Genomic DNA, 12,587 nt, shown 5'->3' on the forward strand with positions numbered 1-12,587 from the left:
GTCCGATCTGCCGTCGGAGCATGGGCGGGGTTTCTGTGGGAGGGGTCTTCTGACCCCGACAGCGGCCCGTATCGAAGCCTGCGGCCTGCCATCGCAGTGTCGCGGCCAAGGGCGCTCGCACAGGGGGCGCCTTCGTGCTTCCGCCTGTCTGCCGGGCCTCAGTCAAGCCAGACCGCGTCCCAGTGCGGATAGTCGCCTATTCGAGTGACGAGCCCGGCGCGCAGCGGGTTGGCGACGATGTAACGTGCGACCGCTCTCACGTCGTCGTCTTCTCGGATCGCCCGGTCATGATAGCCAGCCTGCCAGATCGGGCGCCCTACTTGATGTGCGCTGATGCTCTTCATCGTGCGCATCAGGGTGGGCAATGTGCCGCCCTCTCCAAGCTGGATAAGCCAATGCAGATGATCAGGCATCAGCGCGAAACACAAGCTTCTGGAAAGAGTGCGCTCGGCGGCGCGATACATGACCCGGATGACTGTTCTCGCATGGCCGAGGTCGATGAATACAGGCTGGCGGTACTGGGTATTTACGGTCACGTGATAGATCTGACCGGATAAGGACACCCGTCCGTCGCGCAGCCGATGATATCCATGGTTCTGATCCATGCTTTCATCATATATCGGGTCCGCTGATTGTGTGGTTGTGAAAGCAGCCTTCGGCGGTGAATGAGCCGATGAAGGATGATCAACGGCCGCGTCGGGGTCAGAAGACCCCTCCCACAGAAGCCCGGTCACTGGCTCGGGCCGTGGGTCTGGCGCTTCCCCTTGTGGGAGCGGCCTTGGCCGCGACGCGGCTTCTGCGGGCCGTTGACCTCGATCCATGCCGGCATGGCAAGGTGAGCGCGATGCGATCGGCTTCCTCACTGCGAGCGCTCGACAGGTGGGCGGTATACTTCGGCCCACGTCACGCCAGGAGCCCTGATTTGATCCGCATCAGCAGCCAGTTCGACAGTGGCGCCATCGAGGTGCTGGACTGTTCGGACGCGTCGAACATCCGTCTTAATCTGCCGGCCGACAATGCGGCGGATTTCCGGCAATGGTTTCACTTCCGCCTGCAGGGCGCTCGCGGTCAGGCGTGCGTGCTGAGTTTCGACAACGCCGGTCAGTCGGCGTATCCGGGTGGATGGGACGGTTACCGCGTGGTGGCCTCCTACGACCGCCGAAACTGGTTCCGGCTGTCCGCCGGTCAGTACGACGGGCAGCGCTACACCTTCCGCATCACGCCGGACTACGACAGCGTCTATTTCGCCTATTTCGAGCCCTACGGCTGGGATCGTCACCTCGATCTGCTGGGTGCGGCCGATGCCGCGCCGGTGGCGTCGGTCGACGACCTCGGGGCGACGCACGACGGACGGGATCTCAATCTGATCACCGTTGGTCGCCCGGCACCGGGCAAGCGCAAGGTGTGGATCACCGCCCGCCAGCATCCGGGCGAGACGATGGCGGAGTTCTATGTCGAGGGGCTGCTGGAGCGGCTGTACGACACTTCCGACCCGGTGTCGCGCCGGCTGCTCGAACGCGCCTGCTTCCATGTCGTGCCGAACATGAATCCGGACGGTTCGGTGCGCGGCAATCTGCGCACCAATGCGCGCGGCTGCAATCTGAACCGCGCCTGGCGCGAGCCGGACATGGATTTCAGCCGCGAAGTGGCGCTGGTGCGCGAGCGCATGTTGGCGACGGGTGTGGATGTTTTCCTCGACATCCACGGCGACGAGACACTACCGTTCGTGTTCATCGACGGTAACGGCATGGTGCCGGGCTTCACCGAGGCACAGGGTGCGCAGGAGAAGCGTTTCTGCGATGCGCTGCTGGCCGCCAGCCCCGATTTTCAGGTGGGCGAGGGCTATGCGCCGGACCGCTTTACCGACGAGTTGCTGACGCTGGCGTCGAAATGGGTGTTCAACCACTTCGGCTGCCTTTCACTGACGCTGGAAATGCCTTTCAAGGACAACGCCCATCTGCCCGACGGACTGTTCGGCTGGAGTGCCGCCCGCAGCCGGCGCCTCGGCGCCGCGACGCTGCAGGCGCTGCTGGCCGTGCTCGACCGCGACTGACCCGTCTGCGTCCTCCTTGCTTTTCTCACCGCAGCGTTCACCTCAGATTTCACTTTTCGCCGGAAACTCCTGAATGAAAATCACCGTAATCGGCACCGGGTACGTAGGCCTGGTCTCCGGGGCCTGCATGGCCGAGATGGGCAACGACGTGCTGTGTCTGGACCTTGATCCGGAGAAGATCCGGATCCTGAAGGAAGGCGGCATTCCGATCCACGAGCCGGGTCTGGACGCGGTGGTTGCCCGCAACGTCGAGGCAGGGCGGCTGCACTTCACGACCGACGTGGCCGAAGCGGTGCGCTTCGGCACGATCCAGTTCATTGCGGTCGGCACGCCGCCGGACGAGGACGGCTCGGCCGATCTGCAATACGTGCTGTCGGCCGCGCGCAACATCGGCCGGCTGATGACGGACTACAAGGTGGTGGTCGACAAGAGCACGGTGCCGGTGGGTACGGCCGACAAGGTGAAGGCCGCGATTGCGGACGAGCTGGCCAAGCGTGGTCAGGAGATGGAATTCGCCGTAGTGTCCAACCCGGAATTCCTGAAGGAAGGTGCGGCGGTCGAAGACTTCATGCGTCCGGACCGCATCGTGGTGGGTGCCGACGACGAACGCGCCATCCACCTGATGCGCGCGCTGTACGCCCCGTTCCAGCGCAACCGCGACAAGCTGGTGGTGATGGACGTGCGCAGCGCGGAACTGACGAAGTACGCCGCCAACGCGATGCTGGCCACGCGCATCAGCTTCATGAACGAACTGGCACTGCTGGCCGACCGGATGGGGGCCGACATCGAAATGGTGCGCCAGGGCATCGGCTCGGACCCGCGCATCGGCTACCACTTCCTGTACGCCGGCTGTGGCTACGGTGGCAGCTGCTTCCCGAAGGACGTGAAGGCGCTGATCCGCACCGCACGCGAGAACGGTCAGGACCTGAAAGTGCTGCAGGCGGTGGAAGACGCCAACGACGTGCAGAAGATGGTGCTGGTGGACAAGATCGTCGCGAAGTTCGGCGAAGACCTGTCGGGCCGCCGCTTCGCGCTGTGGGGCTTGGCGTTCAAGCCCAACACCGACGACATGCGCGAGGCGCCGAGCCGGGTGATCATCAACGAACTGTTCCGTCGCGGTGCGACGGTGACGGCCTACGACCCGGTGGCGATGACGGAAACGAAGCGCATCTACGGCGACGAGCCGCGGCTGACGCTGGCCGACAAGCCGATGGACGCCCTGGAAGGCGCGGACGCGCTGCTGATCGTGACGGAGTGGAAGGAATTCCGCAGCCCGGACTTCGAGCGGATCAAGTCGGCGCTGAAGCAGCCGGTGATCTTCGACGGACGCAACCTGTACGAACCGGATGTGCCGCGCGCCGCCGGCATCGAGTACTCGGCCATCGGCCGTCGCTGAACCTCGCGCGATGAAAGTCCTGCTCACCGGCGCCGCCGGTTTCATCGGCATGCACGTCGCGCTGCGCCTGCTCGAACGCGGCGACGAAGTGGTCGGGCTGGACAACCTGAACGACTACTACGACGTGCGGCTGAAAGAGGCGCGGCTGGCCCGGCTTACGCCGGCCGCCGGCTTCCGCTTCGTCAGGATGGCGGTCGAGGACCGCGACGGCATGGCGAAGCTGTTCGAGGCCGAGCGCTTCGATCGCGTCGTGCACCTCGCGGCCCAGGCCGGCGTGCGCTATTCGCTGCAGAACCCGAACGCCTACATCGACGCCAACATCGTCGGCTTCATGAATGTGCTCGAAGGTTGCCGGCATTCGGCGGTCAAGCATCTCGTGTACGCCAGCAGCTCCAGCGTCTATGGCGGCAACACGAAGATGCCGTTCAGCGAGGCCGACAGCGTCGATCACCCGGTCAGCCTGTACGCCGCGACCAAGAAGGCCAACGAACTGATGGCGCACACCTACAGCCATCTGTACGACCTGCCGACCACCGGTCTGCGCTTCTTCACGGTCTATGGCCCGTGGGGCCGGCCGGACATGGCGCTCTTCCTGTTCACCAAGGCAATGATCGAAGGGCGGCCGATCGACGTGTTCAATCACGGCGACATGCAGCGCGACTTCACCTATATCGACGACATTGTCGAAGGCGTCATCCGCACGCTGGACCGGGTCGCAGAGCCGGATTCAGCCTTCGATGGCGATCACCCGCACCCGGGGCATTCGAAAGCGCCGTTCAGGGTGTTCAACATCGGCAACCAGGGGCCGGTGCCGCTGATGGATTTCATCCACGCGATCGAGAAGGCGCTGGGCATGACCGCGCAGAAGAACCTGCTGCCGATGCAGCCGGGCGATGTGCCGGCGACCTATGCCGACGTGTCGGAACTGACCGCCTGGACCGGCTTCTCGCCGCGCACCGCGATCGACGACGGTGTGGCGCGCTTTGTCGCCTGGTATCGCGACTACTACCGCGTCTGAACGACCCGCGTCACGCAGACAAGGGCGCCGCTGGCGCCCTTGTCACTTCTTCAGCTTGTAGTCGATCGGCAGCAGGAATTCGAGCCGCTGGCCGGCGAGCGCTGCCGGTACCGGCGGCAGCTTCGTCTTCTTCACCAGCGCCAGCGCCGCTTCGTCCAGCACCGACTGGCCGGATTCGTCGACCAGCGTGGCCGATACGAGTTGGCCGTTCTCGATGACGATGAGCACCTTGGGCGTACCTTCCAGCCCGCGCATCGCCGCCAGTCGCGGATAGGTCTGCCCTTTCTTGATCTCTGCCGACAGCGCCTGGCCGTAACCCGCCTTCAGCGACTGGAAATCGACGCTGGGCGCGGCAGGTGCCGGCGCGGGCGCAGGGACGGGTGCCGGTGCGGGCGGCGGTGGTGGCGCATCGATCGGCGGCAGCGGCGCCGGCGGCGGTTGCACCGGCACCACGCGCTCCTCGGGCGCCGGCGATGGCGCCGGCGGTGCGGCGAGCACCGGCAGCGGCGCCTGCTGCGGCACCGGCTTGGGCGGCTTGGGTACCGGCTTCGGCGGTGGCGGCGGCGGCGGCGGCTCGACCGGCTTCGGCGGTGGGGGAGGCGGCGGCGGGGGCGGCGGAGGTTCTTCCTTGATCATCCGCACATCGACGCGAATTTCGGGCGGCACCACGCGCGGCACATACACGGACGCCCGCCAGACGACGAAGCTGTGCACCAGGATGGACGCGACGAAGGCGGCAGCCCAGAGCCAGGAGCGGAATCGCGTGAAGTCGCTGAAGTAGGCGACGTAGGGCGGACGGAGGACGGAAGTCGGATTCATCGGCGAGGCGGTGGCAAGCCCGGACGAGTGGTTTGTTCTGTTCCGGGCGGGGCAGCCGCGGACTTTACTTCAATTGCCGCGTGCGGTGCACCGTCGGGAAAACATCCCGCTCGCTGTTGCTGCGCAGCAATCATGCGATGGCGCGTGGATGTCGACGTATCACCCGCAACAGGATGACGCCGATCATCAAGCCGGCCAGCACGGTCGACAGCAGCGTTGCCAGCCAGAAACCGGCCGCCCCCATGGGCTGCGCGATCAGCGCGATGCCGGCCCCGGGCAGGCCGTGAAAGGCGAGCAGGTAACCGCTGCCTAGGCCGACGCCCCAGAAGCAGACGGTGTGCACGATCATCGGCGCCACCGTCACCTTGTAGCCGCGCAGCGCGAACGAAGCCAGCGTGTGCGCGGCGTCGATCAGCACGAACAGCGCGACATAGGGCAGCAGGCTGCGGGCGACGCCCAGCACCGCCGGGTCCTTGCTGTAGAAGGCCAGCACCGACTCGCGCGACAGCCACAGCAGCAGGCCGACGAATACCGCGAGCACGCTGGCCATCGCCAGCCCGGTCAGCGCGGTGTGGCGGGCGCGCAGCCAGTCGTGTGCGCCCGCTGCCTGACCCACCAGCACCAGCGTGCCGCTGCCCAGTGCCAGCGGCAGCATGAAGCAGACGCCGTTGATGTTGGCGATCACGCGGTGTCCTGCGACCACGTCGGGGCCGAGCCGGGCGACGAACAGCGCGATCAGCGTGAAACTGGTGATCTCGACGAAATTCGATACGCCCATCGGTCCGCCGAGGCGCAGCATTTCGCGCTGTGCCCAGGCTCTGGGCGCCTGCCAGTCGTGAAAGGGGCGCAGCGCGCGCAGTTGCGGCGAGTACTTGAGCCACAGCAGTGCGCAGACCACCGACAGCCAGTTCACCACCAGCGTGGACAGCCCGCAGCCGAGCGCACCGAGCGGCGGGCCGAAAGCGCCTGTGGTGAGTGCCCACGCCAGCGGCACATGCACCGCCAGGCAGGCCAGCATGATCACCATCACCGGCCGCGGCTGGCCGATACCATTCATCAGCGCCTGAAAGGCGCGGAACAGCAGCGCGCCGGGTACCGCGAAGGCGAGGGCGAGCAGGTAGTCGCGCGTCTTCGCCTCGACCACCGGATCGAGCTGCGACAGTGCGAGCAGCGGGTCGGGCAGGGCGAGCAGCAAGGCGCCGGGCAGTGACAGGAAGAGCGCCATCCACACCGCCTGCTGGAAGGCGGGTGCGATGTCCTCGCGCCGGCCGGCGCCGACGTGGTGCGCGATGATGGGCGCGGCGGCATACAGGATGCCGATCAGCGCGATCACCACCGAAATGAACAGTCCGCCACCGACCGCGACGGCAGCCAGATCGGCGGTGGCGTGATGGCCGGCGATCAGCGTGTCGGCGACATTGGTGCCTATGCTCGCCAGCTGCGACACCAGCATCGGTGCGGCCAGCGCGAAGATGCCCGCAGCGGTGCCGCGGCGGGCGTCGGCGGTCACGATTCCGCCAGTGCGCGCGCCGCGTCGGCGACCAGCGCCGGGCCGTGGTAGATCAGGCCGCTGTACAGCTGCACCAGTTGCGCGCCGGCGTCGACCTTGTCCTTCGCGTGACGGCCTTCGGTGATGCCGCCGACGCCGATCAGCGCGACCTTGCCGTCGAGCTTCTGCGCCAGGGCGCGCAGCACGGCCGTCGATTTCTCGCGCACCGGCGCACCCGACAGACCACCCGCTTCGCCGCCGTGCGGCAGGTTTTCGACACCGGTGCGCGACAGCGTGGTGTTGGTCGCGATCAGCGCGTCGATGTGGTGGCGCACCGTCGCGTCGGCGATGGCATCGATCTGCTCGGCGTCGAGGTCGGGTGCGATCTTCAGGGCGATCGGCACGGTACGGCCGGCGGCGGCGTCGAGCTTCTGCCGTTCGGCGTCGAGCGCGCCCAGCAGCTGGTTCAATTCGTCCGCGCCCTGCAGCTGGCGCAGGTTCTTCGTGTTCGGGCTGGAAATGTTGACGGTGATGTAGCGCGCGTAGGGGTGGGCGCCGCGCAGGCCGATCAGGTAATCGTCGGTTGCGCGCTCGATCGGCGTGTCGGCGTTCTTGCCGATATTGATGCCGAGAATGCCGCCCTCGCGGACCCAGCGTGAGCGCTTCACGTTTTCGACCAGCGCATCCAGGCCCAGGTTGTTGAAACCCATGCGGTTGATGATGCCCTGCGCCGCCGGCAGCCGGAACATGCGCGGCTTCGGATTGCCCGGTTGCGGGCGTGGCGTGATGGTGCCGATTTCGATGAAGCCGAAGCCGAGCCGCGCCAGACCGTCGATCGCCGCACCGTTCTTGTCGAGACCGGCGGCGAGGCCGACCCGGTTCGGAAAATCCAGACCCATGCAGCGCACCGGATCGGGCGCGATGCGTTGCAGCGGCACCAGTCCCGGGTGTTTTGCCAGCGTGCCCAGCGTCAGGTCATGGGCGCGTTCAGCGTCGAGCGAGAACAGCAGGGGGCGCAGCAGCGGGTAGAGCATGGGTGGAATCCGGTTCGCAGGTCGCAGGGCACGACGCAAAGGCGCGGATTATCGGCCCGGCGGCGGGGGCAGGCAACCCGCGGGGCGGTGGCAAGAGCCTGGGTTGCGTGGAAAGGGCTTCTGACATCGACGGCGGTCTGCTGAAGCCGCATCGCGACCAGAGGTCGCTCCCACGAAAGTACTCCCTGACGTCGGCCGGAGCCGGGGTCTTGTGGGAGCGAGCTTGCTCGCGATTCCGGCCTCAATCGAAGCTGGCCGTCTGCCGAAGTCGCATCGCGACCGCAGGTCGCCCACAAGAGCGGCGCTACAGCCCCAGTTCGCCGTCGCCCAGTTCGCGCCAGACGCTGTCGATCCGGCCCTCGAGTGGGCGGAAGCGGGCCTTGTAGGCCATCTTGGCGCTGTCGCGTATCCAGTAGCCCAGATAGACGTAGGGCAGGCCGAGCAGGCGGGCGAGACTGACCTGCCACAGGATGTTGTAGGTGCCGTAGCTGGCGCCTTCGACATCAGGGTCGTAATAGGTGTAGACCGACGACAGGCCGTCGTCGAGGATGTCGATGATGCTGACGATGCGCAGCGGGGCGTCCGGCTCGCTGCCTTCGCGGAATTCGATCAGTCGGGTATCGACATGGCTCTGCAGCAGGAAGTGCGAATACTGCTCGCGCGAGTCCTGGTCCATGCCGCCGCCGCTGTGGCGGCTCGACTGGTAGCGCTGGTACAGCGCGTAATGCTCCTCGCGGAAGGACAGCGGCGCCTCGCGGGCGACCAGATTCTCGTGTCTTCTTTCCGAGCGGCGCTGCGTGCGCGAGGCGGTGAAGCGGTTGACCGGCAGGCGGACCGGCGTGCAGGCGCGGCAGGCGTCGCAATAGGGGCGGTAGGTGAACACGCCGCTGCGGCGAAAACCGGCGCGCACAAGATCGCTGTAGAGCCGGGCATCGATCAGGTTGGACGGCGTGGCGACCTGCGAGCGCGCGGTTCGGCCCTGCAGGTAGGAGCAGGCATAGGGTGCCGTTGCATAGAACTGCAGCGTGGTGAAGGGCAGGTCCTTGAGCAGCGCCATGGCGTCAGCGGAATCGGTGTCCGTTTCAGGGTCTGAAATAAGCCGGTATTTCGTCAGGCCGCCAGCGCCGCGGATGGGCCGACTGCACCGACTGTGACAGCACGCGGCAGAATTCGCTGCGTGCAATTTCACGTCCGCCCATGGACGCCAGGTGCGCGGTGTTCATCTGGCAGTCGATCAGCGCGTAGCCCTGCGATTCAAGATAGCGTGCGAGATGCACCAGCGCAATCTTCGAGGTGTCGCGGGTGCGCGAGAACATCGATTCCCCGTAGAACATCCGCCCCAGCGCGAGACCGTAGAGACCGCCCGCAAGTTCGCCATCGACCCAGGTTTCGACGCTGTGCGCCCAGCCCTTTGTGTGCAGCGCGCCGTAGGCGGCGATCATGTGGTCGCTGATCCAGGTGCCGGCCTGGCCATCGCGCGGTTCGGCACAGGCGCGCATGACAGCCTCGAAGGCGGTGTCGCAGCGCACTTCATAAGGCCGGTTGCGCAGTACCTTGCGCATCGACGGCGTGATACGGATTTCGGCCGGCACCAGCACCATGCGCGGGTCCGGGCTCCACCACAGCACTGGCTGACCCTCGGAGAACCACGGGAAGATGCCTTGCCGGTAGGCGTCGAGGATGCGCTGCGGCGTCAGTTCGAGACCGGCCGCCAGCAGCCCGTCCGGGTCGCGCAGCGCCGTATCGACCGGCGGAAACGGGTCGCCGGGTTCCAGCCAGGGAATCACGCCGCGCTGGACAGCGGTTCGGCTGCGGTCTCGGGGTGGCGGAAGGCCACCACGTGGTCGGCATCGAGACGGATGCCGATGAATTCGCCGATCGCGTGGTTGTGGTGCGACGGCACCAGCGACAGCACGCGGCGGCCAGAGCCGAGCCGCAGCGTGTACAGGAACTCGGCGCCGCGGAAAGACTTGCACAGCACTTCGGCGCGCAGCGGTGCGGCGTCGTCGTGCACCACGTCGTCCGGACGCAGCAGCACGTCGACCCGGTTGTCGGCGGCGCAGTGCGGACAACCGTCGTCGCAGCGGAAGGGGAATTCGCTGCGCAGCACGCCCAGTTCCATTTCGACCTCGTGGTCGCCGCGCAGCGTGCCCGGCAGGAATACGCCCTGACCGACGAAATCGGCGACGAAGCGACTCTCCGGCTTGTGATAGAGGTTGTACGCACTGTCCCACTGCAGCAGCCGACCGCCCTGCATGACGCCGATCTCGTCGGCGATGGCGAAGGCTTCCTGCTGGTCGTGCGTAACCAGGATGGCGGTGATGCCGCGCGCCTTCAGGATGTCGCGCAGTTCCGTGGCGAGCCGGGTGCGCAGTTCGACGTCGAGGCTGGAGAAGGGCTCGTCGAGCAGCAGCAGTTCCGGGTCCGGTGCCAACGCGCGGGCCAGCGCCACGCGCTGCTGCTGGCCGCCCGACAGCTGGTGCGGGTATTTGTCGGCGTGATCGGTCAGCCCGACCACTGCCAGCATTTCGTTGGCGCGCCCCCGCTTTTCGTCACGCGAACCGCTGCGCAGGCCGAAGGCGACGTTGTCGGCGACGCTCAGATGCGGGAACAGTGCGAAGTCCTGGAACACCATGCCGACGCGCCGCTGTTCCGGCGCCAGGTGCTGGCGGCTGGACGACACCGTGACACCGTTGATGTCGATGTGTCCCTCGCGCAGCCGCTCGAAGCCGGCGATGGCACGCAGCACCGTCGTCTTGCCGCAGCCCGAAGGGCCGAGCAGGCAGCCGATCTGGCCGCGTTCGAGACGCAGCGACAGGTCGCGGACCACTTCGGTGGTGCCGTACGCGATGCGCACGGATTCAAGCAGCAGCTGTGACATGGACCGAAGTGTGGCGGAGGAGGCGGTACAAAAAGGTGATCCGGATCAAGACCGATAATCGCTCTCAATTATAATGCGCTTGCCGCTGCGTGAGCGTACCGGCCACCGATAACTCAAGCCGGGACAGCCGGCATGCCCCACTTGTCTGCCCGCCGTCTCCATCCCCTGTCGCTGATCGCACTGCTGCTGGCGCTGCTGGTGGCCGCACCGGTGCTGTCGGTGCTGTTCAACCTGTTCAGCGGCGGCACCGGCGACACCTGGGCGCACCTGGCGTCAACCGTGCTGCCTGAGTACGTCGCCAGCACGCTGTTGCTCTGTCTGTGGGTCGGGCTGGGCACCGCGGTGATCGGCGTGTCGACCGCTTGGGCCACAGTAATGTGGGAGTTCCCCGGCCGCCGCGTGCTGGAATGGGCCATGGTGCTGCCGCTGGCGACGCCGGCTTATGTGATGGCCTACACCTACACCGATCTGCTGCAGTTCGTCGGCCCGGTGCAGACGGCCTTGCGCGACACCTTCGGCTGGGAACGCGGCGACTACTGGTTTCCGGACGTACGCACCGTGGGTGGTGCCGCCTGCATGTTCATCGCCGTGCTCTATCCCTACGTATACCTGCTGACGCGGCAATCGCTGATCGAGCGCGCAGCCGGGCTGAACGAGGCGGCCCGCATGCTGGGGCAGGGCGCCTGGGAAGCCTTCTTCCGCGTGACGTTGCCACTGGCCCGCCCGGCCATCGCAGCCGGCGTGTCGCTGGCGCTAATGGAAACGCTGGCCGATTACGGTGCGGTGAGCTATTTCGGCGTGCAGACCTTCACCACCGGCATCTACCGCGCCTGGTTCTCGCTCGGCGACCGCGTTGCCGCGGCACAGCTGGCCGCGTTGCTGCTCGGTTTCGTTACCCTGCTGCTGCTGGCCGAACGGCTGAGCCGCGGCGGTGCGCGTTTCCATGACAGCGGTCGCGCCGGTGGCAGTGCGCGCCGCCATGCGCTGTCGCGCGCCGCCGGCTGGGGCGTCACCGTCGCCTGTGTGCTGCCGCTGGCCGCCGGCTTCATCGTGCCGGCAGCGGTGCTGCTGAAATGGGCGTCTTCGGAGGGCGATGCGCAGTTCGGCGAGCGTTTCGTCGGGCTGGCGATCAACAGCTTCACGCTGGCCGCCGTCGCCAGTGTCTGTGCGGTGGCGCTCGCGCTGTTGCTCGCCTACGCGGTCCGCACCAGCCGCTCGCGTCTGGTGGCGCTGGCGCGCTCGGCCGTCGGTCTGGGCTACGCAGTGCCGGGTGCGGTGATCGCGGTCGGTATCCTGATTCCGGTCACCCGCCTCGATCACCTGCTGTCCGGGCTGTGGCAGCAGTGGACCGGCAGCAACCCGGGCCTGTTGCTGACCGGTGGCATCGCCGCGCTGGTGTATGCGTATCTGGCGCGCTTCCTGACAGTGTCGCTGCAGTCGGTGGAATCGGGTCTGGCGCGCATCACGCCGAGCATGGACGAAGCGGCGCGCAGCCTCGGCCTCGGTGTCGGCGCGACCCTGCGCCGCGTGCACTGGCCGATGCTGCGCGGCAGCCTGCTGACCGCCTCGCTGCTGGTATTCGTCGATGTGATGAAGGAGTTGCCGGCTACGCTGGTGATGCGGCCGTTCAACTTCGACACGCTGGCCACCCAGGCCTACACGCTGGCCAGCGATGAAAGACTGCAGGAAGCATCGACCGCCGCGCTCGCCATCGTCGCGGTTGGCCTGCTGCCGCTGATCGCGCTGTCTAGACAGATCGCTCGGTCGCGGCGGAATTGAGCAGGCGTACCACCCCTGTGGGAGCGGTCTTCTGACCGCGACGCGGCCGTTGATGTCCGCAGGCTTCGATACAGGTTGCCGTCGGGGTCAGAAGACCCCTCCCACAGAATCCTGGCGC

11 protein-coding genes are annotated in these 12,587 nt (G+C 66.8%); 4 read left to right on the forward strand and 7 right to left on the reverse strand.

Annotated features, from left to right (window positions below; all coding sequences use genetic code 11):
* Positions 1–158: 158 nt before the first annotated feature.
* Positions 159–605 (reverse strand): REP-associated tyrosine transposase, encoded by a 447-nt coding sequence (locus WDZ97_RS04680; RefSeq protein ID WP_304001009.1) that lies wholly within the window; start codon positions 603–605, stop codon positions 159–161.
* A gap of 317 nt (positions 606–922) precedes the next feature.
* Here WDZ97_RS04680 and WDZ97_RS04685 point away from each other — a divergent pair, with 317 nt between their 5' ends.
* The 3 genes from WDZ97_RS04685 (at position 923) to WDZ97_RS04695 (ending at position 4,467) form a co-directional block, all read left to right on the forward strand.
* Positions 923–2,053 carry a M14 family metallopeptidase gene (locus WDZ97_RS04685; RefSeq protein ID WP_425761944.1) on the forward strand — a complete coding sequence of 377 codons (1,131 nt, stop codon included), beginning with the start codon at positions 923–925 and terminating at the stop codon, positions 2,051–2,053.
* Positions 2,054–2,126: 73 nt separating this feature from the next.
* Positions 2,127–3,449 (forward strand): UDP-glucose dehydrogenase family protein, encoded by a 1,323-nt coding sequence (locus tag WDZ97_RS04690; protein ID WP_425761945.1) that lies wholly within the window; start codon positions 2,127–2,129, stop codon positions 3,447–3,449.
* A 10-nt stretch (positions 3,450–3,459) separates the two neighbouring features.
* Entirely contained in the window at positions 3,460–4,467 is a 1,008-nt protein-coding gene (locus tag WDZ97_RS04695) for an NAD-dependent epimerase (RefSeq protein WP_425761946.1), read from the forward strand.
* A gap of 42 nt (positions 4,468–4,509) precedes the next feature.
* Here WDZ97_RS04695 and WDZ97_RS04700 read toward each other — a convergent pair whose 3' ends face one another.
* From WDZ97_RS04700 to WDZ97_RS04725, 6 genes are all read right to left on the reverse strand, one after another.
* Complete coding sequence (locus WDZ97_RS04700) at positions 4,510–5,286, reverse strand: energy transducer TonB (RefSeq protein ID WP_425761947.1); 777 nt, start codon at positions 5,284–5,286, stop codon at positions 4,510–4,512.
* A gap of 130 nt (positions 5,287–5,416) precedes the next feature.
* On the reverse strand, positions 5,417–6,796 hold the full coding sequence (locus WDZ97_RS04705) for an MATE family efflux transporter (protein ID WP_304001013.1): 1,380 nt from the start codon (positions 6,794–6,796) through the stop codon (positions 5,417–5,419).
* Positions 6,793–7,809 (reverse strand): quinone-dependent dihydroorotate dehydrogenase, encoded by a 1,017-nt coding sequence (locus tag WDZ97_RS04710; protein WP_425761948.1) that lies wholly within the window; start codon positions 7,807–7,809, stop codon positions 6,793–6,795. The genes WDZ97_RS04705 and WDZ97_RS04710 overlap by 4 nt, the downstream gene beginning before the upstream one ends.
* Positions 7,810–8,113: 304 nt before the next feature.
* Entirely contained in the window at positions 8,114–8,866 is a 753-nt protein-coding gene (locus WDZ97_RS04715) for an arginyltransferase (RefSeq protein ID WP_304001015.1), read from the reverse strand.
* Positions 8,867–8,891: 25 nt separating this feature from the next.
* The gene (gene aat, locus WDZ97_RS04720) at positions 8,892–9,596 is read right to left on the reverse strand and encodes a leucyl/phenylalanyl-tRNA--protein transferase (protein WP_425761949.1); all 705 of its coding nucleotides are present in this window, start codon (positions 9,594–9,596) and stop codon (positions 8,892–8,894) included.
* Positions 9,593–10,690: an ABC transporter ATP-binding protein gene (locus tag WDZ97_RS04725; protein ID WP_425761950.1), complete on the reverse strand. Its 1,098-nt coding sequence runs from the start codon at positions 10,688–10,690 to the stop codon at positions 9,593–9,595. Before WDZ97_RS04725 ends, aat begins: the two co-directional genes overlap by 4 nt.
* A 132-nt stretch (positions 10,691–10,822) precedes the next feature.
* On the opposite strand from WDZ97_RS04725, the gene WDZ97_RS04730 reads away from it, so the two are divergent.
* Positions 10,823–12,469 (forward strand): ABC transporter permease, encoded by a 1,647-nt coding sequence (locus tag WDZ97_RS04730; protein ID WP_425761951.1) that lies wholly within the window; start codon positions 10,823–10,825, stop codon positions 12,467–12,469.
* Positions 12,470–12,587: the final 118 nt, after the last annotated feature.

This window comes from Methyloversatilis sp. MC4-4 (assembly GCF_049843555.1).
In the GTDB taxonomy this organism is placed as follows: Bacteria; Pseudomonadota; Gammaproteobacteria; order Burkholderiales; family Rhodocyclaceae; genus Methyloversatilis; species Methyloversatilis discipulorum_B.